The following is a 21263-nucleotide window of genomic DNA, read 5'->3' as shown; positions in this document are numbered from 1 at the left end:
GACTTCGGCCAACCAGATCTGATTTGTCTGAGAAAGGTCTTTGGAAATGAATCGTCGAGTTCGTCGCAGCGCTATCGGTCGGTTGTGTCTCTCCCTGGGCGGCGCGGCGACGGCCCTGGCGCTCGCGGTGGCCCCCATGGCCGCCGCACCGGCGGCCCACGCGGATTTCGACTTCTTCGACCCCGGCAGTTGGTTCGACACCATCGACGTCGGCCCGATCGTCGACCCGGACGACATCGGCGTGGCCGGCTTCGATCCCGGTGACGTCGGGCCCGCCGCCTTCGACATCTTCGACGGCGGGGACTGGGCGCAGCTCTACCAGGAAAACTTCTACCTCCCGATCCACGACGCGTTGGCGGACTTCCTGCACGACGCGGGCAATCAGCTGCTGATCGACCTGATCAACACGCCGACGGTGTTGATGTTCGGCCGGGATCTGATCGGCGACGGCATCGATGGCTTCACCGGCCCCAACAACTCGTTGTTCGGGTGGCTCGGTCTGGGCGACCTCGGCGACGGAGGCTTCCTCTTCGGTGACGGCGGCCAGGGCGCGGCCGGGGTGGCCGGAGTCAACGACGGCATGGGCGGAGCGGGCGGCGACGCCGGATTGTTCGGCAACGGCGGCGCGGGTGGCCAAGGTGCTGCCGCCTATCTCGGGGCGGACGGCGTCGTGATCGAGGCCGGCCAGGGGGGCCAGGGCGGTGCCGGCGGCATGTGGTTCGGCGACGGTGGCACCGGTGGCCAGGGCGGCACCGGCTTCTACGACACCTTCGACGGGTCGACGCTGGTCACGCACGACGGTGGGGTCGGCGGCACCGGCGGTAACGCGTTGGCCGGTTGGGGCTTCGGCGGCACCGGCGGTCAAGGCGGCTCCGGTTGGGCCGGCATCAACGGCCCGGAGGTGACCGCCTTGAACGGCGGCGACGCGGGCAACGGCGGCACGGGCGGTAACGCCGGCTGGTTGCTGGGGTTCAGCGGCAACGGCGGTGCCGGTGGGATCGGCGGAGTCGGGGCGGCCGGCGGCGTCGGCACCGCCTCTCAGCCCCTGGGCGGCAACGGCGGTGACGGCGGTGACGGCGGGCGAGGCGGACAGGCCGGCAGTGGTGCCGGATGGCTCGGCGGTATCGGCCAGGTCGGCAATGCCGGTGACGGCGGCGCCGGTGGCGCCGGCGGCGCCGGGCTGAACAACCCCGCCGGTATCGGCGGGCACGGCGGTAACGGCGGTGCCGGCGGTGCGGCGGGCACCGGTACGCCCGGCGGCAACGGCGGCGTCGGGGGAGTCGGCGGGGCCGGGGGTAGCGGCCGGATCGGCGCGGACGGCGGCAACGGCGGCAACGGCGGTGCCGCGGTGGGTCCGGGGGCCGGTTCCGGCGGCCGCGGTGGCAACGGTGGGGCGGGCGGCAACGGTTCGCTCGGTACCGGCGGCGACGGCGGGCACGGCGGGCACGGTGGAACCACCGGAAGCACCCCCGGCGGCGCGGGACAGCCCGGCGACCCCAACGTCGGCGGGACCGGCGGCGACGGTGGCGACGGTGGCGACGGCGGCGCACCGGGTGGGTCCGCCTAGCGGCCCCGACCGCACCGCGGTGACCCACTAGGCTGACTCCCGTGTTTGAATCGCTCTCCGACCGGTTGACCGGGGCCCTGCAGGGGCTGCGCAGCAAGGGCCGTCTCACCGACGCCGACATCGATGCCACCGCCCGGGAGATCCGGCTGGCGCTGCTGGAAGCCGACGTGTCGCTGCCGGTCGTGCGGGCGTTCATCGGCCGGATCAAGGACCGCGCCAAGGGTGCGGAGGTCTCCGGCGCGCTCAACCCGGCCCAACAGGTCGTCAAGATCGTCAACGACGAACTCGTCGGGATCCTCGGTGGTCAGACCCGCCAGTTGACGTTCGCCAAGACGCCGCCGACGGTCATCATGCTCGCCGGTCTGCAGGGTGCCGGTAAGACCACCTTGGCCGGCAAACTGGCCACCTGGCTGCGCGGACAGGGCCACACCCCGCTGCTGGTGGCCTGTGACCTGCAGCGCCCGGGCGCGGTCAACCAGTTGCAGGTCGTCGGGGAGCGGGCCGGGGTCGCGGTGTTCGCGCCGCATCCGGGCACTTCGGTAGCCGGTGACACCGGGACCCCGGGCGACCCGGTCGCCGTGGCCGCCGCCGGTCTGGCCGAAGCCAAGGCCAAACACTTCGACGTCGTCGTCGTCGACACCGCCGGACGTCTCGGTATCGACGAGGAGATGATGGCGCAGGCTGCCGCGATCCGGGCCGCGGTCAACCCCGACGAGGTGCTGTTCGTCCTCGACGCCATGATCGGCCAGGACGCGGTGACCACCGCCGACGCGTTCCGCGAGGGCGTCGGTTTCACCGGCGTGGTGCTGACCAAACTCGACGGCGACGCCCGCGGTGGTGCGGCACTGTCGGTGCGCGAAGTCACCGGTGCGCCGATCCTGTTCGCCTCCACCGGCGAGAAGCTGGAGGACTTCGACGTCTTCCACCCCGACCGGATGGCCAGTCGGATCCTCGGGATGGGCGATGTGCTCAGCCTGATCGAGCAGGCCGAGCAGGTCTTCGACGCCCGCAAGGCGGAGGAGGCCGCCGCCAAGATCGGCTCCGGCGAGCTGACCCTGGAGGACTTCCTCGAGCAGATGCTGGCGATCCGCAAGATGGGTCCGATCGGCAACCTGCTGGGCATGCTGCCCGGGGCCGGGCAGATGAAGGACGCACTGGCCGCCGTCGACGACAGCCAGCTGGACCGGCTGCAGGCCATCATCCGCGGCATGACTCCGGCCGAGCGGGCCGATCCCAAGATCATCAACGCCTCCCGCCGGTTGCGCATCGCCAACGGTTCGGGTGTCACCGTCTCCGAGGTCAATCAGCTGGTCGACCGGTTCTTCGAGGCACGGAAGATGATGTCGTCGATGATGGGCGGTCTGGGACTGCCCGGCATGGGACGCAAGAACACCCGTAAAGCCAAGGGCGGCAAGAATAAATCCGGCAAGAAGGGCAAGGGTCGGGGACCGACGCCGCCGAAGGCTCGGGGCATGTTCGGGCCGGGGATGCCGGCCGGGTTCCCCGACCTGTCGCAGCTGCCCGCCGGGCTGGACGAACTGCCGCCGGGGCTGGCCGACTTCGACCTGTCCAAACTGAACTTCCCGGGGCAGAAGTAACTTGGCGTTGCACCTTCGCGGCCGCGGCCTGCCCGATGAACAACCGGTGCAGTACTGGGTCGTCGACGGCACCATCAGTCTCGAACCGGTGGACGGGGCCGAAACGGTCTTCTCCGACGGCTGGATCGTCCCGGGCCTGGTCGACGCGCACTGCCATGTCGGGATCGGCCCGGGCGGTCCGGTGGCCGCCGACGAGGCGGTACGGCAGGCCGAGACCGAACGCCGCGCCGGCGTGCTGCTGCTGCGGGACGCCGGCTCACCGATCGATACCCGCGCCTTCGACGACCGGCCCGACCTGCCGCGGATCGTGCGGGCCGGACAGCACCTGGCCAAGACCAAGCGCTACATCCCCGGACTGCCGATCAATGTCGATGACGAAGCCGATCTAGCCGAAGTCGTTGCCGCCCAAGCGATGCGGGGTGATGGCTGGGTGAAGCTGGTGGGTGACTGGATCGATCGAGGCATCGGTGACCTGGCCCCGCTGTGGTCCGACGAGGCCGCCAAAGCCGCCATCGACGCTGCGCACGCCCACGGCGCCCGGGTCACCGCGCACGTCTTCGGGGAGGACGCGCTACCGGGGCTGATCAACGCCGGCATCGACTGCATCGAGCACGGCACCGGCATCACCGACGACATCATCGCGCTGATGCTGCAGCACGGCACCGCGCTGGTGCCCACACTGATCAATATCGACAACTTCCCGGGCATCGCCGACTCGGCGGCCAAATACCCGACCTATGCCGCGCACATGCGTGCGCTGCACGCCAGCTGTCGGACGCGGATCGGCGCAGCGCGCGAAGCCGGGATCCCGATCTACGCGGGCACCGATGCCGGGGGAATGGTGGCCCACGGCCGGATCGCCGACGAGGTCGACGCGCTGTCCGGGGTCGGCCTCAGTCGCACCGAGGCGCTGGGGGCGGCCTGCTGGGACGCCCGGCGCTGGCTGGAGGCGCCGGTGCTGGAGCACGGTGCGCCGGCCGATCTGGTGTGTTTCGCCGACGACCCGCGCAGCGGTCCCGAGGTGCTCGGTCACCCCGATCTGGTGATGCTGCGCGGCCGGGTGTACGACTGACTCTCGGCTCCGCGCCGCGCACACGTGTCGCCCGTTTCCATTACAATCGAACACATGTTCGATCAGTCGCGATCGTTGAAGGCTCCTTCGCCGGAGTCGGCGGCGTTGTTGGATCGCATCGGTGCGGCGACACGGGCGGAGAACCGGGCCGCCGCAGCGCAGTTGGTGGCGATCGGGGAACTGTTTGCTCTGCGGTTGAGTCGCTGCGGCGAGACCGAGGAGTGGGCGGTGGACACCGAGGCCGCGGTCGCCGCCGAGGTGGCGGCGGCGTTGCGGATCAGTCAGGGGCTGGCGGCTAGTCGGCTGGGGTACGCCCGGGCGATGCGTGAGGACCTACCGCAAATCGGCGCGGTGTTCGCCGCCGGTGACATCGGCGTTCGGGTGTTCCAGACCATCGTGTACCGGACCGCGTTGATCACCGACCGTGAGGTGTTGGCTGCCGTGGACGCGCAGTTGGCGGTGGGAGTGACACGGTGGCCCTCACTGACCACGCGCCGGTTGGCGGCCAAAATCGATGCGATCGTGGCCAAAGCCGACATCGATGCCCTGCGGCGTCGCAAAGACCACCAGGCCGACCGCCAGATCACCTTCACCGACTACGTCGAGGGCGGGGTCACCGACATTTCGGGCCACCTGTTTCTCACCGACGCCCGCGCGGTCGCCAAAGCGCTCGACGCCCTGTCCGCCACCGTCTGCGAGCACGACCCCCGCACCCGCGAGCAACGTCGCGCCGACGCGATGGGAGCGCTGGCCGTGCGCGCGGACCGGTTGGGCTGCCAGTGCGGCCGGGAGGACTGCACGGCCGCCGGGGCCCCGGGGGTATCGTCGGTGGTTATTCATGTGATCGCCGAGCAGGCCACCGTCGACGGCACCGGCGACATCCCCGGTTCGTTGGTCGGTGTCGATGGGCTGGTTCCGCCGGAGTTGATCGCCGACCTGGCCAAGACCGCCAAGCTGGTGCCGCTGGTCCATCCCGCCGACACCCCGCCCGAACCCGGCTACGTGCCCTCCAAAGCCCTCGCCGAATTCGTCCGCTGCCGGGATCTGACGTGTCGCTGGCCGGGCTGTGACCGGCCGGCATTCGACTGCGACATCGACCACACGATTCCCTACGGCGAGGGCGGCCGCACCCATGCCTCGAACTTGAAATGTTATTGCCGCACACACCATCTGGTGAAGACGTTCTGGGGTTGGCGTGATCGGCAACTGCCCGACGGCACCGTCATCCTCACCGCCCCGTCGGGGCAGACCTATGTCAGCACCCCGGGCAGTTCCCTGCTCTTCCCGCACCTGTGTGCACCCACCGGCCACCTCGCGCCGCCGACCCGACGCCCCGAGGACCGCTGCGGGCAACGCACCGCGATGATGCCCCGCCGCAAACGCACCCGCGCCCAAGACCGTGCCACCCGCATCTACGTCGAACGCAACCGCAACAACCAGGCCCGCCAAGCCCGTTACAGCGCCTGCGAAGCCGCTCGTCAAGCGCTCTGGGGGCCCTGGCCCGGGCCCGACCCGATACCCGCCGACTGCAACGACAAAGACCCACCACCGTTCTAGGCGGCCGCCGTCGTTGTCAGAGCTGTCAGAGACTGCCGACGCCGGACATCGGGCCCTGCGCGAATCCCCAATCCAGCAGGGCGCCGGCCTGATCCCAGTAGTTCGGGCCGCCCTCACGGATCAGCCCGTACATCATCGCGACCACCAGTCGCCGGCCGTCGCGGCTCGCGCCGCCGACATAGGTCTTACGGGCGGCGTCGGTGAATCCGGTCTTACCGCCGAACGCGCCCGGATAGCGGTGCAACAGCTCGTTCATGTTCACCAGCGGGCGCTCACCGGCATCGGTGGGGAACATCGCCGTCGGGGCCGCGGTGATCTCGGCGAACACCGGGTTGGCCATCGCCGCGCGGAAGATAACCGCCAGGTCATGCGGAGTGGTCGCCCCCGGGCCGTCGGGGCCGTCCAATCCGGACGGGGTGCTGGCGTGCGTGGCGGTCGCGCCGACCTCGGCGGCCTTGGCGTTCATCTTGGCCACCGCGGCCTCGGGCCCGCCGAGCATGTCCGCCAAGGCGTTGGCGGCGTCGTTGCCCGACACCAGCAGCAGTGCATCGAGCAGTTGCCGTGCCGTGTAGGTCTGGCCCGGCTTGATCCCCGCACAGTTGCACTCCACCGCGGTGTCGGCCGGGGAGGCGACCACGGTGTCGTCGAGGCCGACCTCGTCGAGCGCCGTCAACGCCAGCAGCACCTTGATGGTGCTGGCCGGCGGGGTGACCGCGTAGCCGTTCTGCTCGGCGAGCACCTGTCCGGAATCCAGATCGGCGATCAGCCAGTTCGGGGCCGGGCCGGCGGGGATCGGCGCCGAGCCGAACGGCTGTGCGATATCTGCGTGAGTGGTCACGGCGGGAGTGGCGAACACGGCTGCCAGAGCCGCGATTGCGGCCAGAAATTTCCGCATGGCGGGTTACCTTACCGCCCCTGACCGCTGCAGTGTTGAATCGAGTAATGCTGAGCCAACAAGAAATTTCGGACCGCTTGGAGATCCAGCAGTTGCTGGTCGACTACTCCACCGCGATCGACACGCGCAACTTCGACGGGCTCGATGCGGTGTTCACCCCCGACGCCTACATCGACTACCGCGCGCTGGGCGGCATCGACGGGCGCTTTCCCGAAGTCAAGGCTTGGCTGGCCGAAGTGCTGCCCAACTTCGCCAACTACTCGCACATGCTGGGTCTGCCCGCGATCCGCATCGACGGTGACACCGCCACCGCCCGCACCTTCTGCTTCAACCCGATGATCTTCTCCGGCGAGAACGACCCCATGATGCTGGTGGGTCTGTGGTACGACGACGAGTTCCGGCGCACCGACGACGGCTGGCGGATGGTCCGCCGTTCCGAAATCAAGTGCTTCCAGAAGATGCCCTGAGCCGATTTCTGTTGAGTGGCCCGGTTCTGGCACAATGGGCCGCTGTCCGTCGTGTGATGCGCCCCGGCTCGGGGCTCCGCGCGGCGTGGCGCAAACACGCGAGGCAAAACCGGATGTGGGCAAACCCGCCCGCATCGCTGAATTGCAGCGTGATACCGCAGGAGTGATTCATGGCTGTCAAGATCAAGCTCACCCGTCTCGGGAAGATCCGCAACCCGCAGTACCGCATCCAGGTCGCCGACGCGCGCACCCGCCGGGACGGTCGCGCCATCGAGGTCATCGGCCGCTACCACCCGAAGGAAGAGCCGAGCCTGATCGAGATCGACTCAGAGCGTGCCCAGTACTGGCTGTCGGTCGGTGCTCAGCCCACCGAGCCGGTGCTCAAGCTGCTGAAGATCACCGGTGACTGGCAGAAGTACAAGGGCCTGCCCGGTGCCGAGGGCCGCCTGAAGGTCAAGCCGGCCAAGCCGAGCAAGCTGGAGCTGTTCAACGCCGCGCTGGCCGAGGCGGAGGGTGGCCCGACCACCGAGGCCACCACCGCCAAGAAGAAGAAGGCGCCGGCGAAGAAGGCCGACAAGGCCGAGGAGAAGACCGAGGCTCCCGCGGAGGCCGCCGCTGAGGCTCCGGCCGCCGAGGCCGCCGAGCCGGCCAGCGAGAGCTGACCGCAGCGATGAGTGCTGTAGTGGCGGATGCCGTCGAACACCTGGTTCGCGGCATCGTCGACAATCCCGACGACGTACGGGTCGACATGGTGACCAACCGCCGTGGCCGCACCGTCGAGGTGCACGTGCACCCCGACGACCTGGGCAAGGTGATCGGTCGCGGCGGTCGCACCGCCACTGCGTTGCGCACCCTGGTCGCCGGTATCGGCGGCCGGGGTATCCGCGTGGACGTGGTGGACACCGACCGGTAGTCAGCCGGTTCATGGAGCTGACGGTCGGGCGGGTCGTCAAGGCGCACGGCATCTCCGGTGAGGTGGTCGTCGAAGTCCGCACCGACGACCCCGAACTCCGGTTCGCGCCGGGCGTCACCCTGCACGCCCGCAAAACGGGTGTGCCGCAACGCGACTACGTCGTCGAGGCGGCACGCCCGCACGGTGTCCGGTTGCTGGTGCGATTAGCCGGCATCGGCGACCGCAACGGTGCCGACGCGTTGCGAGGCAGCCTGTTCGTCGTCGATTCCGACGAACTTCCGCCGATCACCGAGCCCGACACCTACTACGACCACCAACTCGAAGGTCTTGCGGTGCAGGGCACCGCGGGGGAGCCGGTGGGTACCGTGACCGAGGTGCTGCACACCGCTGCGGGCGAACTGCTGGCGATCAAGCGGACCGACGGCCGGGAGTTGCTGGTCCCGTTCATCGCCGCCTTCGTGCCGTCGGTGTCGTTGGCCGACGGCACCCTGGTGATCGACCCGCCCGAGGGTCTGCTCGATCTCGAGGGGTAGCGGCGCGTGCGAGTTGATGTCCTGACGATCTTCCCGTCCTATCTGGATCCGATCCGGCAATCGTTGCCGGGCAAGGCGATCGAGACCGGCCGGGTCGAACTGGGCGTGCACGATCTGCGTGACTGGACCCACGACGTACACCGTTCGGTCGACGACTCCCCGTACGGGGGCGGCCCGGGAATGGTGATGAAGGCGCCGATCTGGGGTGCCGCGCTCGACGAGATCTGTTCGGAACGGACCCTGCTCGTCGTGCCGACCCCGGCCGGAACGCTGTTCGATCAGGCCACCGCGCAGCGGTGGAGCCACGAAGAACATCTGGTGTTCGCCTGCGGACGCTACGAAGGTATCGACCAACGGGTCGCCGAGGACGCCGCGCGCCGGATGCGGGTCGAAGAGGTCTCGATCGGTGACTACGTGCTGGCCGGCGGGGAGCCCGCGGTGCTGGTCATGCTGGAAGCCGTGTTACGGCTGATGCCGGGCGTCCTCGGCAATCCGGCCTCACAACGCGACGATTCGCATTCCCCGGACCGGGACGGCCTGCTCGAGGGCCCCAGCTACACCCGTCCGCCTAGTTGGCGTGGCCTGGACGTGCCCGAGGTACTGCTCTCCGGCGATCATGCCCGGATCGACGCCTGGCGCCGTGCGGCGGCGCTGGAACGGACCCGGCAGCGCCGCCCGGACCTGCTGGGGGAGTCGGTGACCGAACCCGACTAGATCCGGCCGCCGGGGAAGATCGTCTTGACGGCCTCGGTGATGGTGGTGCGGGCGGTGGCGTCGTCGCTGGGCTGCAGTGACTCGATCACCACGATGTAGCGGCGGTCGGCGCCGACCACACCGGTCGACAGGTGCATCCAGTTGTTGCCGATGCAGCACATCCAGCCCTGCTTGACCGCAACGGATTCCTCGTAGAGACCCTCGGGAATCCCGAACCGCTGCGGGTAGCCGTCCAGGCCGTTGGGCGTGGACTGCGCCAGGTCGCCCATGATGATCGCGGCCTCAGCGGGCGGAAGACCGCCGGCGCCGTTGAGCAGCATGTCGTAGTAGCGCGCCAGATCGGGTGCGGTGCTGATGGTGTTCCACCACGCGCCGTTGGACGGCGGCGACGTGCCGACGAGGCCGTAACGGCCGGCGACCCGGGTGACGATCGCGTTGCGGCCGTTCTGGTTCCAGAACGTCTCGGCCGCCCCGTCGTCGGAGGCCCGCAGCATGGAGTCCAGCAGGGCCCGATCGTCGGCGGAGAGCCCTGCTTCGGGTTGCCGCATCAGCAGGTCGTCGGCGATGAACAGCTTGACGACCGACGCCGTCGCGATCGGGCGGGTGTTTCCGTTGGTGACCAGTTGATGCGAGATACGGTCCAGCACGGCCACCGAGATATTGGCGCCCACCTTGGCGGCGTTCTCGGTGGCTTCCTGCATACGTGCCGCCAGGCCGTCGACCACGGCGACCGGCTGGATGGCGGGTGCGCGGGGAGCCTCGATGGAGGTGGCGACCGGCATCACCTCGGGTGCCTGGTAGGGAGCCGGGTGTACGGCGTCGGCGCCGTAGACCTTCTCGTCACATCCGAATACCACCGTCGAAATCACCATGACGATGGTCAGGAGAAGCATCGATGGCCGCACGGCTGGTAAGCCTCCTTGACGCATTTTGCACCGACATCGGGATCACGGGCTCGCCACACTGCAGCCATCGGCCCGCCGGATAGGTTACCGCGTGGGCGCTCCGGTGGTGCAGTTCGGTCGCCTCCAGAACTATCACGACGGCGGGGCTTCTCGAGGAACGACCAGCGGCGATTTGCGCGATTTCGCTGGTTGCGTCGCGTCTGGCACAATTGAGCAGTTGTCGCCCGACAGTTGATTCTGCAGCGGGGCCTGTCGTACCGGCCCTCGCACCGCGCGGCAACGTGCCCGAACCCATCGGCTCGGCTACCGTCTACATGCTCATCAGGCGTGCGGACCGGTCCGCAGCCGCGACTCGCGAGGAAGTGTTTCCGCAATGAACACGCTGGACATCGTCGACAAGGCGTCGCTGCGCGACGACATCCCGGCCTTCGCCCCCGGCGACACGGTCAACGTGCACGTGAAGGTGATCGAGGGCTCCAAGGAGCGCATCCAGGTGTTCAAGGGTGTGGTCATCCGGCGCCAGGGCGGCGGCGTCCGCGAGACGTTCACCGTCCGCAAGGAGAGCTACGGCGTCGGCGTGGAGCGGACCTTCCCGGTGCACTCGCCCAACGTCGACCACATCGACGTGCTGGTGCGTGGTGACGTCCGTCGCGCCAAGCTGTACTACCTGCGTGAGCTGCGCGGCAAGAAGGCCAAGATCAAGGAAAAGCGCTGATCTTGCCTGCGTCGGCCCCGCTCCGGTGGGGCTTCCGCGGCCGGTCGGTCGGCGTCGTCGCCGACGCGGTAACTACCCTGATCTCGTGACCGACACCACGGGTTCGACGCCCGAGAGCTCTCCCGAGGCCGAGACCGAGACCGAGGCAGTGGCCGCCGAGGAGCCCAAGCACGCATCGCGGTTCGAGTCCGTCAAGCTGATCGCGTTGGCCCTGGTGCTGTACTACGTGGTGCTGACGTTCGTGGCGCGGCCCTACCTGATTCCCTCGGAGTCGATGGAGCCGACACTGCACGGCTGCCACGGCTGCGTGGGTGACCGCATCATGGTGGACAAGGTCACCTACCGGTTCGGCACGCCGCAGCCCGGCGACGTCGTCGTCTTCCGTGGCCCGCCCTCGTGGAACGTCGGGTACAAGTCCATCCGGTCGGACAACACCGCCCTGCGCTGGGTGCAGAACGCCCTGTCGGTCATCGGCTTCGTGCCCCCCGACGAGAACGACTTGGTCAAACGGGTCATCGCGGTGGGCGGCCAGACGGTGCAGTGCCGCAACGACACCGGTCTGACCGTCGACGGCAAGGTGCTGCACGAGCCCTACCTCACCCCGGCGACGCTGATGGTCGACCCGATCGTCTATCCCTGCCTGGGCAACGAGTTCGGTCCGGTGACCGTGCCCGACAACCGGTTGTGGGTGATGGGCGACAACCGCACCCACTCCGCGGATTCCCGGGCGCACTGCATCAACGGTCCGACGTACATGCAGGACCGTATCGCCTGTACCGGCGAGGACGCGGAAGCCGGGACCGTGCCGGTGGCCAACGTGATCGGCAAGACCCGGTTCATCGCCTGGCCGCCGTCGAGGTGGGGTTCGGTGTCGGCGATCAACCCGCAGCAGGGCCCGTAGCGATGGCCCCCGCCTGGCCACCGCGCCCGGTGATCCGCCGCTCCACCGGACTGCGCACGCTGGAGTCCGCGCTGTACCGCAGCGGGCTGGGACCGGTCGCCGGGGTCGACGAAGTCGGCCGCGGGGCCTGCGCGGGCCCGCTGGTCGTGGCGTCCTGCGTGCTCGGCCCCGGAAAACCCGCCGCCCTGGCCGCGCTCGACGACTCCAAGAAGCTCACCGAGAAGTCCCGCGAGCAACTGTTCCCGCTGATCCGCCGGCACGCGCTCGCCTACCACGTGGTGTTCATCGAACCGGCCGACGTGGATCTGCGCGGGGTCCATGCGGCCAACATCGAGGGCATGCGGCGGGCGGTCGCCGGATTGCCGGTGCGGCCGGGTTACGTGCTCTCCGACGGGTTTCGGGTGCCGGGGTTACCGATGCCGTCGTTGCCGGTGATCGGCGGCGACGGGGCAGCGGCCTGTATCGCCGCGGCGAGCGTCTTGGCCAAGGTCAGCCGGGACCGCTACATGGCGGCATTGGACACCGATTACCCGGGCTACGGTTTCGCGGTGCACAAGGGTTACTCGACCGCGGCGCACACCGCGGCATTATCGGAGCTGGGGCCGTGCAGCCAGCACCGGTACTCGTTCATCAACGTGCGCAAGTCGGCACTGGCGGCGACGGGTACCGCGACAATGGGGACGAACCGAACAGAAGGACGGCTGAGTAGATGAGTGCCGAAGATCTCGAGAAGTACGAAACCGAGATGGAACTCTCGCTGTACCGCGAATACAAGGACATCGTCGGGCAGTTCAGCTATGTCGTCGAAACCGAGCGGCGGTTCTATCTGGCCAACAGCGTCGAGATGGTGCCGCGCAACGCCGACGGCGAGGTGTACTTCGAACTTCGGCTCGCCGACGCGTGGGTGTGGGACATGTACCGCCCGGCGCGGTTCGTCAAGCAGGTCCGGGTGGTGACCTTCAAAGACGTCAACATCGAAGAAGTCGATAAGCCCGAACTGCGGCTCCCCGAATAAACACCGCAGCGACACCGCCGACTTCGGTCTAGGCTGACTCGCATGACACCTGTTGACCGTGCCGTCACCCGTCGTGAGATCACCGATGCCCTGCTCAAGGCCATGGAACGTCGTCACGAGGTGCTCGATGTGATCGTCGATTCCGAGGACCGGGAATCCGCGGTAGGTGCGATCGCCGAGTTGTTGGGCGTCTCCCCGCTGGGCTGTGAAGCGGTGATCGGAATGTCGTTCGACCAGCTCACCAAGGACTCCCGGCGCACCATCGCCGACGAACTCGAAGACCTCAACAACGAGCTGACCTTCACCCTCGGGGAGCGGCCCGCCAGCTCCGGTGAGTCGCTGGCGCTGCGGGTGTTCTCCGGGGAGCAGGATCGCGACATCCTGGCCGACCGGACGGCAGACGTCGGCGCCAGCGTCGACGGCACCGGGCGGCCGGCGGATGATCTCGGCGTCGAGATCAGCGCGGCGCTGGCGCGCGTCGACGACGAGGACGCGGCGCTGTTCGTCGCCGTCGACGGTGCGGACAAGGTCGGGATGGTGTTCGGGGATCTCAACCACGGCGAGGTGAACGTCCGGATCTGGATTCACCCCCAGCACCGCAAGAAGGGCTACGGCACCGCCGCGCTGCGCCGCGCCCGCAGTGAGATGGCGGCCTACTTTCCCGGTGTCCCGCTGATCGTTCGGGCACCGGGCGCGCACGCCGGCTGATCCCGCAACGGCCACCCGCTGGACTGTGGACGAATTCGACCACTGGGGATAACTGATCGCCCGCCAGCTGTTTTGGGTGTGAATCGGCTCGACGCCGTCGCAGCGTTGGCCGACCCTGACGGTCATGACAACCATGACTCGTGCCGAGCTGGGGGCGCTCGGGGAACAACTGGCCGTCGATCACCTGGCCGCGCACGGGTGGGAGCTCCTGGCGCGCAACTGGCGCTGCCGCTACGGCGAACTGGACGTGATCGCCACCGACCCGGAGACGCGCGCCGTGGTGTTCGTCGAGGTCAAGACCCGAACCGGTGACGGCTTCGGCGGCCTGGCGTATGCGGTGCCCCCGGAGAAGGTCCGCAGGCTGCGCCGGTTGGCCGGCCTGTGGCTGGCCGGCCAGCAGCAGCGTTGGGACGAGGTTCGGCTCGACGTGATCGGTGTCCGCATCGGCCGATGCCGCACCCCGGAGATCATCCATCTGCGGGGAGTGGGCTGATGACGCTGGGGCGGGCGTTCTCGGTCGCGGTACGTGGCCTCGACGGCCTGATCGTGGAGATCGAGGCCGACATCACCTCGGGCCTGCCCGGGGTGCACCTGGTGGGACTGCCCGACGCCGCCCTGCAGGAATCGCGGGACCGGGTGCGTGCGGCGATCACCAACAGCGGCCAGAACTGGCCGCAGTCCCGACTGACGTTGGCGCTGTCCCCGGCGACGCTGCCGAAGATGGGTTCGGTCTACGACATCGCACTGGCCGCCGCGGTACTGTCCGCAGACCGCAAGGCGCCGTGGTCGCGGCTGGAGAAGACCGTGCTGCTCGGGGAGTTGGCGCTGGACGGGCGGGTGCGGCCGGTACACGGGGTGCTACCGGCGGTGCTGGCGGCCAAGAACGAAGGCTGGTCTGCGGCCGTGGTACCGGTAGACAACCTCGCCGAAGCCAGCCTGATCGACGGTATCGACGTCTACGGCGTGGCGACGCTGGAGCAATTGCACGGCTGGCTGGTCGGCGCCGTTCGGCTGCAGGGCCGGATCACCACGGTGGCGCCGGAGATCGTCCCCGCCGAGGACCTGGCGGACGTGATCGGGCAGGACCGGGCCCGGTTCGCGGTGGAGGTGGCGGCCGCCGGCGCGCACCATCTGATGTTGACCGGACCGCCGGGCATCGGGAAAACCATGTTGGCTCAACGTCTTCCAGGATTGTTGCCGCCGCTGACCGAAAGCGAGTCGCTGGAGGTCACCGCCATTCATTCGGTCGCGGGCCTGCTGTCGGGAAGCGCCCCGCTGATCACCCGCCCCCCGTTCATCGCGCCGCATCACAGCTCCAGCGTCGCCGCGCTGGTGGGCGGCGGTTCGGGGATGGCGCGACCGGGTGCGGTGAGCCGCGCACACCGCGGCGTGCTGTTCCTCGACGAGTGCGCCGAGATTCGGGTCAGCGCATTGGAGGCGTTGCGGACACCCTTGGAAGACGGCGAGATCCGGCTCGCCCGACGTGACGGGGTGGCCCGGTACCCCGCGCGGTTCCAGTTGGTGATGGCGGCCAATCCCTGCCCGTGCGCCCCGGCCGACCCCCGCGACTGCACCTGCAAGCCGTTGGTGAAGCGTCATTACCTCGGTCGGCTGTCCGGGCCGCTGCTGGATCGGGTGGATCTGCGCGTCGAGATGTATCCGGTTCGGGCCGGCGCCTTTTCCGCGGCCGACGGGGAATCGACCGCCGCGGTGCGTGAGCGGGTCGCCAACGCACGGGCCGCCGCCGCGCAACGCTGGGAGCCGCACGGCTTTCACACCAACGCCGAAGTCGGCGGGGCGCTGCTGCGCCGCAGGTTTCGGCTCGGCGCGACGGCGATGGCTCCGTTGCGCACCGCGCTGGACCGGGGCCTGCTGTCGATCCGCGGGGCCAACCGCACCCTGCGGGTGGCCTGGACGCTGTGCGACCTCGCCGGACGGACATCACCGGGCCTGGACGAGGTGTCTGCGGCCCTGAGTTTCCGGCAGGGCGGGGCGGCCCGATGACCGCCGCCGACACTGCGACACAGCGGGCCTGGGCCTACCTGTCCCGGGTCGCCGAGCCGCCGCGCGCGGACCTGACCGACCTGGTCTACCGGGCCGGTCCGGTCGAGGCGGCCGAACGGATCCGACTCGGGGAGGTCGGCCCGGAACTGGCCGAGCACACCCGGGCCCGGCGCGAGATCGACTTCGCCGCGCGCGACCTGGAGATCCTCGCCCGTCGCGGCGGGCGGCTGATCACCCGCGACGACGACGAATGGCCGGTGCTGGCGTTCGCCGCCTTCGGCGGTGCGGTGGCCCGCCCGGACTGCCACGCCCCGCTGGTGCTGTGGGCGCAGGGGCCGGCGGCGCTCGACGAAATCGCCGAACGGGCCACTGCGATCGTCGGCACCCGGGCATCCACCGGATACGGCGAACACGTGGCCGCCGACCTGGCCAACGGGCTGGCCGAACGCGATGTGGCGGTGGTATCCGGCGGCGCCTACGGAATCGACGGCGCGGCACATCGCGCCGCGCTCGCCGCAGACGGGTTGACCATGGCCGTGCTGGCCGGGGGAATCGACGTCGCCTACCCGGCGGGGCATTCGGCGTTGCTGCACCGTATCGGCGCCAACGGCCTGGTGGTGACCGAATACCCGCCCGGGGTCCGGCCGGCCCGCTTCCGCTTTCTGACCCGAAACCGGCTGGTCGCGGTGCTGTCCGGAGCAACCGTGGTGGTGGAGGCCGGACTTCGCAGCGGTGCTGCCAATACCGCCGCATGGGCCCGGCTGCTGGGCCGGCCGGTCGCCGCGGTGCCCGGCCCGGTCACCAGCGGGGCCTCGGCCGGCTGTCACGTACTGCTGCGCGGCGGTGCCGAACTGGTGACCCGCGCCGACGAGGTGGTCGAACTCGCGGGGCGGATGGGGGAGCTGGCGGATGAACCACCGCACCCGGTGAGTCCCCTGGACGATCTCGGCGCCGCCGAACGGCAGGTCTACGAAGCCCTGCCCGGCCGCGGCGTGGTCACCGTCGAGCAGGTCGCCGTGGCCGCCGGGCTGGCTGCGACGCAGGTCCTCGGCCCGCTGGCCCTGCTGGAGGTCGCCGGCCTGGTCAGACGCGACGACGGACGTTGGGGGATAGTCCGGCCGAAGCGGTAGCTCGTATAGTCGGCGGGGCAGGGCAGACGACGGGAGACAGCGTGGCGGGACGACCGATTCACACCTTCGAAGTTGTCCGCACCGAACAGGTATCCGAGCACATGCTGCGGGTGGTCTTGGGCGGCAACGGATTCGACACCTTCAGCCCCAGTGGATTCACCGACTCCTATGTCAAGGTCGTCTTCGTTCGTCACGGTGTGGACGTCGCCGCGCTACCGCAGCCGTTGACCATCGACAGCTTCAACGGGTTGCCGGAGCACGACCGTCCGGTGATCCGCACCCTGACCGTGCGTCGCGTCGATCGATCGGCCCGCCAGATCAGCATCGACGTCTCGGTGCACGGTGACCACGGCACCGTCGGGCCGTGGGCGACCGATGCCCGACCCGGCGACCCGGCCTATCTGATGGGGCCGTCGGGCGCATATGCACCCGACCCGAGCGCGGACTGGCATCTGATGGCCGGCGACGAGAGCGCGATTCCGGCGATCTCCGTTGCTCTGGAGGCGTTGCCGCCCGACGCGATCGGCAAGGTGTTCATCGAGGTGGCGGGCCCGGAAGGGGAGATCGACCTGGCAGCTCCGGCCGGTGTGGAACTGAACTGGATACACCGGGGCGGACGGGCGGACCTGGTCGGTGATGACCGCGCCGGCGACCATGCACCGCTGATCGCGGAGGTCAAAGAGACGCTGTGGCTGCCGGGTCAGGTGCAGGTGTTCATCCACGGTGAGGCGCAGGCCGTCATGCACAACCTGCGCCCCTACGTGCGCAAGGAACGCGGCGTCGACGCCAAATGGGCGTCGATCTCGGGATACTGGCGCCGCGGCCGCACCGAAGAGACCTTCCGGCAGTGGAAGAGGGAACTCGCCGCGCTGGAGAGCGCAGCGGCGGCCGAAGAACAGGCGGGCTGACGGCATGGCATTCGGCGACTACCAGTTCGAGATCTACCTGCAGGGCCTGGCCGGGGTGCAGCCCGCGCTGCCGATGACCTATGCCGAACTGGAAGCCAAAGCGGCCGCGGCGCTATCGCCGTCGGTGTGGTCCTATGTCGCCGGCGGTGCCGGTGACGAGCGCACGCAGCGGGCCAATGTCACCGCCTTCGACGGCTGGGGCCTGGTGCCGCGGATGTTCGTCGGAGCCGCCGAGCGTGACCTGTCGGTCGAGATGTTCGGCATGCGACTGCCCTCGCCGGTCTTCATGGCGCCGATCGGTGTCCTCGGCATCTGTGCTCAAGACGGTCACGGCGACCTGGCGGGTGCCCGGGCGGCGGCGGCGACCGGAGTCCCGATGATGGTGTCCACCCTCACCGCCGATCCTCTCGAGGACGTGGCAGCCCAATTCGGTGACACCCCAGGCATTTTCCAGTTGTACACGCCCAAAGACCGGGAACTGGCCGCCAGCCTGGTCAACCGGGCCGAGGCGGCCGGCTATCGGGCGATCGTCGTCACCCTCGACACCTGGGTTCCCGGTTGGCGTCCCCGCGACCTGGCGGCGTCGAACTTCCCGCAGTTGCGCGGCCACTGCCTGGCGAACTACTTCCACGACCCGGTGTTCCGCGCGGGGTTGGCCCAGCCTCCCGAAGAGAACCCGCAGGCGGCCATCCTGTCCTGGGTGCAGACCTTCGGCGCCCCGTTGACCTGGGATGACCTGCCGTGGCTGCGGTCGTTGACGGACCTGCCGCTCATCGTCAAGGGGATCTGTCATCCCGACGATGCGCGGCGGGCCATCGACGGCGGCGTGGACGGCATCTACTGCTCCACCCACGGCGGGCGCCAGGCCAACGGCGGGCTGCCGGCCCTGGACTGCCTCCCCGATGTGGTGGCGGCTGCCGACGGGGTTCCGGTGCTGTTCGATTCCGGTGTCCGCACCGGCGCCGACATCGTCAAGGCGCTGGCGTTGGGAGCGACCGCGGTGGGGATCGGCCGACCCTACGCCTACGGGCTGGCGTTGGGCGGGACCGCCGGGATCGTGCACGTACTGCGCGCACTGCTGGCCGAAGCCGACCTGATCATGGCCGTCGACGGCTATCCGTCACGGGTTGATCTCACCCCGGATACGTTGCGGCGCGTCACCTGAGTCTTCGCCCGGCATCTGCGACCGTGAGCCCGTGGAGGAGATTCTCGGGGAGTTCGACGAGCACCTGGCGTTGGAGCGGGGCCGTTCCGAACACACCCGGCGCGCCTACCTCGGTGATCTGCGCTCGCTGTTCGGATTCCTGGCCACGCAGGGCCACACCGACCTGGATGGCCTGAGCCTTCCGCTGCTGCGCAGTTGGTTGGCGGCCCAGGCCGCCGCGGGCGCCGCCCGCAGCACCCTGGCGCGCCGCACGTCGACGGTGAAGACCTTCACCGCCTGGGCGGCGCGGCGGGGACTGCTGGACTCGGATCCGGGCGCGCGCCTGCAACTTCCCAAAGCGCGTCGGACACTGCCGGCGGTGCTGCGTCGGGACCAGGCGCACGATGCGCTGGTGGCCGCTGAATCCGGTGCCCGGCAAGAGGATCCGATCGCGTTACGAGACCGGTTGATCGCGGAGCTGCTCTATGCCACCGCGGTGCGGGTCAGCGAACTGTGCGGCTTGGACGTCGACGACGTGGACAGCTCGCGCCGCGTGCTCAGAGTGCTGGGAAAGGGCAACAAGCAGCGGACGGTGCCGTTCGGGGAGCCGGCCGCCGACGCGTTGCAGGCGTGGCTGGCGCGCGGTCGGCCGCCGTTGGCGACGGGGGAGTCCGGTGCGGCGTTGCTGCTCGGTGCGCGCGGCGGGCGCCTCGACCCGCGCCAGGCCCGCACCGTGGTGCACCAGACGGTCGCCGCGGTATCCGGCGCACCCGACATGGGGCCGCACGGCCTGCGGCACACCGCGGCCACCCACCTGCTCGAAGGCGGGGCGGATCTGCGGATCGTCCAGGAACTGCTCGGCCACTCCAGCCTGGCCACCACCCAGCTCTACACCCATGTCACGGTCGCCCGGCTGCGCGCCGTGCACGATCAGGCCCATCCGAGGGCGTGATGGCGCGCTCAGTGCTCGAACTGCGGTCGGGACCGGTCTCCTACCTCGACCTTCATCCCCGGGACGCGGTCGGCACCGTGCTGCTGCTGCACGGCGGCGGGGTGGACAACGCCTCGCTGTCCTGGGGCGAGACCGCACCCCGGCTGGCGGCGGAGGGTTACCGGGTGATCGCACCCGACCACCCCGGATTCGGCCACAGCCCCGCGCCGCCGTGGCGGCTGACCCAGCAGCGGCTGGTCGACTACGTCGGCGAGTTCGTCGATGCGCTGGGGCTGGATCGCTACAGCGTCGGCGGGCTTTCGCTGGGCGGGGGGATGGCTCTCGGCCACGTACTGCAGCGCCCCGAACGGGTGTCGGGGTTGATGCTGCTGGGCAGCTACGGGCTGATGTCGCGTGCCTCGGACGGTCCGCTGGCCGGCGCGCTGCAGGCGTTGACGTGGGCGATGCTGCGCAGTGGAGCGCTCGGCGTCGTGGGCCGGGTGACGGCCCACAGTCCGGCCGTGCTGGCGTGGAGCGTCAAGACCGGGTTGATCCGCGACCCCGCCCGGCGCACTCCTGAGCTGATGGCCGAGATCACCGCCGCGGTACAGCAGGACTCCGGCGTCTTCGAACAATGGCAGCGTGACGAGATCGGGTGGAGCCGACTCAAGACCGACTACACCGCGCGATTGCCGTCGCTGCGGTGCCCGGTGTTGATCATCCACGGCGACCGGGATACCGGCGTGCCCGTTGCCCGCGCGCGGGCGGCGGCCGCGCTGATCCCTGACGCCCGCCTGGAAATCATTGCCGGAGCAGCTCATTGGGTCCAGCGCGATCGGCCCGATGCCGTCGTCGCGGCCATCAAGGATTTCGTGCGCAGCCTGGCCTAAGAGTGCAACGGCTTGAGCCGGATCGGCGTCGACGCCAACAATCCCAGCGGATCGACGTAGTCGGCGCGCGACGCGGCACCCCACATCGCGCCCCAGTGCAGGCAGGCGGCCGCGGCACAGCCCGGATGCCCGGGGAGCAGGGTGCCGATCACCGTGCCCGGAGCCACCGACTGCCCGGCACCGACCGTCGCGGCCACCGGTTGGTAGCTGGTGTGCAGCCCGCCCGGATGGACCAACGACACCACCGGAACACCGCCGGCCGGCCCGACGAACACCACCGTCGCCGCACCGGGGGCGTACACCGCTTGGTCCGGTTCACCGGCCAGGTCGACCCCGCGATGCCCGCGTTGCCAATCCGGCCGCGGTGCGTCGAACACCCGCAGCACCGCGGGTCGCGGCCGCAGCGGCCACTCCAGTCGCGGGACGTCGGCGTGTGCGACACCGGCGGTGAACAGCGTCAACGTCGTCAGCAGCGCTGCGGGTCGCATCCGATCAGTGGATCGCAGCGCGGCCGGACCGGCCAGTCACCGCTGTGGACAAAGCATCTGTTCGGAGCGTGTAAACTCATCGGCGCAGTTCGCATATGCGGGCTGACTTCGCGTGTCTGCACCACAGCGCGATGCCGGTTGGTCCCCGACAGGGGTGCGGCATCTCAGCAGACACCAGGGCCCGGCCTCACCCGACGCCGAGCGACAA

General features: G+C 69.6%; 24 protein-coding genes. 21 read left to right on the top strand and 3 right to left on the bottom strand.

From position 1 onward, the window contains the following. Positions 1 to 46: 46 nt before the first annotated feature. The 4 genes from RCP38_RS12310 to RCP38_RS12295 are packed head-to-tail and all read left to right on the top strand — an operon-like array spanning position 47 to position 5794. Entirely contained in the window at positions 47 to 1567 is a 1521-nt protein-coding gene (locus RCP38_RS12310; RefSeq protein ID WP_308473237.1) for a hypothetical protein, read from the top strand. 41 nt (positions 1568 to 1608) lie between these two features. Then, positions 1609 to 3165 (top strand): signal recognition particle protein, encoded by a 1557-nt coding sequence (gene ffh / locus RCP38_RS12305; RefSeq protein ID WP_308473236.1) that lies wholly within the window; start codon positions 1609 to 1611, stop codon positions 3163 to 3165. Between the two features lies 1 nt (position 3166). Then, entirely contained in the window at positions 3167 to 4237 is a 1071-nt protein-coding gene (locus tag RCP38_RS12300) for an amidohydrolase family protein (protein ID WP_308473235.1), read from the top strand. Positions 4238 to 4291: 54 nt separating this feature from the next. After that, positions 4292 to 5794, top strand: a complete 1503-nt coding sequence (locus RCP38_RS12295) for an HNH endonuclease signature motif containing protein (RefSeq protein WP_308473234.1) — start codon at positions 4292 to 4294, stop codon at positions 5792 to 5794. Between the two features lie 25 nt (positions 5795 to 5819). Here the strand turns inward: RCP38_RS12295 and RCP38_RS12290 are convergent, their stop codons facing one another. Then, entirely contained in the window at positions 5820 to 6689 is an 870-nt protein-coding gene (locus RCP38_RS12290) for a D-alanyl-D-alanine carboxypeptidase family protein (RefSeq protein ID WP_308473233.1), read from the bottom strand. Positions 6690 to 6736: 47 nt separating this feature from the next. Here RCP38_RS12290 and RCP38_RS12285 point away from each other — a divergent pair, with 47 nt between their 5' ends. The 5 genes from RCP38_RS12285 to trmD all read left to right on the top strand — a co-directional run bounded on the left by RCP38_RS12285 (position 6737) and on the right by trmD (position 9316). Continuing rightward, complete coding sequence (locus RCP38_RS12285) at positions 6737 to 7156, top strand: nuclear transport factor 2 family protein (protein WP_308473232.1); 420 nt, start codon at positions 6737 to 6739, stop codon at positions 7154 to 7156. Positions 7157 to 7326: 170 nt separating this feature from the next. Continuing rightward, the gene (gene rpsP / locus RCP38_RS12280; protein ID WP_308473231.1) at positions 7327 to 7818 is read left to right on the top strand and encodes a 30S ribosomal protein S16; all 492 of its coding nucleotides are present in this window, start codon (positions 7327 to 7329) and stop codon (positions 7816 to 7818) included. A gap of 8 nt (positions 7819 to 7826) precedes the next feature. Further along, positions 7827 to 8069: an RNA-binding protein gene (locus RCP38_RS12275; RefSeq protein WP_019736217.1), complete on the top strand. Its 243-nt coding sequence runs from the start codon at positions 7827 to 7829 to the stop codon at positions 8067 to 8069. Between the two features lie 11 nt (positions 8070 to 8080). Continuing rightward, complete coding sequence (gene rimM, locus RCP38_RS12270; protein WP_308473230.1) at positions 8081 to 8602, top strand: ribosome maturation factor RimM; 522 nt, start codon at positions 8081 to 8083, stop codon at positions 8600 to 8602. 6 nt (positions 8603 to 8608) lie between these two features. Continuing rightward, positions 8609 to 9316, top strand: a complete 708-nt coding sequence (trmD, locus tag RCP38_RS12265; protein WP_308473229.1) for a tRNA (guanosine(37)-N1)-methyltransferase TrmD — start codon at positions 8609 to 8611, stop codon at positions 9314 to 9316. Here trmD and RCP38_RS12260 read toward each other — a convergent pair. Next, positions 9313 to 10209 carry a serine hydrolase gene (locus RCP38_RS12260; protein ID WP_308473228.1) on the bottom strand — a complete coding sequence of 299 codons (897 nt, stop codon included), beginning with the start codon at positions 10207 to 10209 and terminating at the stop codon, positions 9313 to 9315. The genes trmD and RCP38_RS12260 overlap by 4 nt on opposite strands. 385 nt (positions 10210 to 10594) lie before the next feature. Here RCP38_RS12260 and rplS point away from each other — a divergent pair, with 385 nt between their 5' ends. The 12 genes from rplS (at position 10595) to RCP38_RS12200 (ending at position 20567) form a co-directional block, all read left to right on the top strand. After that, on the top strand, positions 10595 to 10936 hold the full coding sequence (rplS, locus tag RCP38_RS12255) for a 50S ribosomal protein L19 (protein ID WP_046320174.1): 342 nt from the start codon (positions 10595 to 10597) through the stop codon (positions 10934 to 10936). Between the two features lie 85 nt (positions 10937 to 11021). Further along, entirely contained in the window at positions 11022 to 11837 is an 816-nt protein-coding gene (lepB, locus tag RCP38_RS12250; protein ID WP_308473227.1) for a signal peptidase I, read from the top strand. Positions 11838 to 11839: 2 nt separating this feature from the next. Next, positions 11840 to 12550 carry a ribonuclease HII gene (locus tag RCP38_RS12245; protein WP_308473226.1) on the top strand — a complete coding sequence of 237 codons (711 nt, stop codon included), beginning with the start codon at positions 11840 to 11842 and terminating at the stop codon, positions 12548 to 12550. Then, a complete protein-coding gene (locus RCP38_RS12240; RefSeq protein ID WP_308473225.1) occupies positions 12547 to 12852 on the top strand; it encodes a DUF2469 domain-containing protein in 306 nt (101 codons plus the stop codon). Before RCP38_RS12245 ends, RCP38_RS12240 begins: the two co-directional genes overlap by 4 nt. A 42-nt stretch (positions 12853 to 12894) precedes the next feature. Beyond that, on the top strand, positions 12895 to 13560 hold the full coding sequence (locus tag RCP38_RS12235) for a GNAT family N-acetyltransferase (RefSeq protein WP_308473224.1): 666 nt from the start codon (positions 12895 to 12897) through the stop codon (positions 13558 to 13560). A 124-nt stretch (positions 13561 to 13684) separates the two neighbouring features. Continuing rightward, positions 13685 to 14053, top strand: coding sequence for a YraN family protein (locus RCP38_RS12230; protein ID WP_308473223.1), 369 nt, complete (start codon positions 13685 to 13687; stop codon positions 14051 to 14053). Then, positions 14053 to 15564 carry a YifB family Mg chelatase-like AAA ATPase gene (locus RCP38_RS12225; RefSeq protein ID WP_308473222.1) on the top strand — a complete coding sequence of 504 codons (1512 nt, stop codon included), beginning with the start codon at positions 14053 to 14055 and terminating at the stop codon, positions 15562 to 15564. Before RCP38_RS12230 ends, RCP38_RS12225 begins: the two co-directional genes overlap by 1 nt. Next, a complete protein-coding gene (gene dprA / locus RCP38_RS12220; RefSeq protein WP_308473221.1) occupies positions 15561 to 16694 on the top strand; it encodes a DNA-processing protein DprA in 1134 nt (377 codons plus the stop codon). The genes RCP38_RS12225 and dprA overlap by 4 nt, the downstream gene beginning before the upstream one ends. Before the next feature lie 41 nt (positions 16695 to 16735). Continuing rightward, positions 16736 to 17602 carry a siderophore-interacting protein gene (locus RCP38_RS12215; RefSeq protein ID WP_308473220.1) on the top strand — a complete coding sequence of 289 codons (867 nt, stop codon included), beginning with the start codon at positions 16736 to 16738 and terminating at the stop codon, positions 17600 to 17602. A 4-nt stretch (positions 17603 to 17606) separates the two neighbouring features. After that, positions 17607 to 18767, top strand: coding sequence for an alpha-hydroxy-acid oxidizing protein (locus tag RCP38_RS12210; protein WP_308473219.1), 1161 nt, complete (start codon positions 17607 to 17609; stop codon positions 18765 to 18767). A 31-nt stretch (positions 18768 to 18798) separates the two neighbouring features. Then, the gene (locus tag RCP38_RS12205) at positions 18799 to 19698 is read left to right on the top strand and encodes a tyrosine recombinase XerC (RefSeq protein WP_308473218.1); all 900 of its coding nucleotides are present in this window, start codon (positions 18799 to 18801) and stop codon (positions 19696 to 19698) included. After that, entirely contained in the window at positions 19698 to 20567 is an 870-nt protein-coding gene (locus RCP38_RS12200; protein WP_308473217.1) for an alpha/beta fold hydrolase, read from the top strand. The genes RCP38_RS12205 and RCP38_RS12200 overlap by 1 nt, the downstream gene beginning before the upstream one ends. Here the strand turns inward: RCP38_RS12200 and RCP38_RS12195 are convergent. Next, positions 20564 to 21055 (bottom strand): M23 family metallopeptidase, encoded by a 492-nt coding sequence (locus tag RCP38_RS12195; RefSeq protein ID WP_308473216.1) that lies wholly within the window; start codon positions 21053 to 21055, stop codon positions 20564 to 20566. The two genes, RCP38_RS12200 and RCP38_RS12195, sit on opposite strands and share 4 nt — an antisense overlap. Between the last annotated feature and the right edge of the window lie 208 nt (positions 21056 to 21263).

This window comes from Mycolicibacter sp. MU0083 (assembly GCF_963378075.1).
Lineage (GTDB): Bacteria > Actinomycetota > Actinomycetes > Mycobacteriales > Mycobacteriaceae > Mycobacterium > Mycobacterium kokjensenii.
Note: the sequence above shows the minus strand (reverse complement) of the source record. Positions and strands in the feature narration are given on the sequence as shown.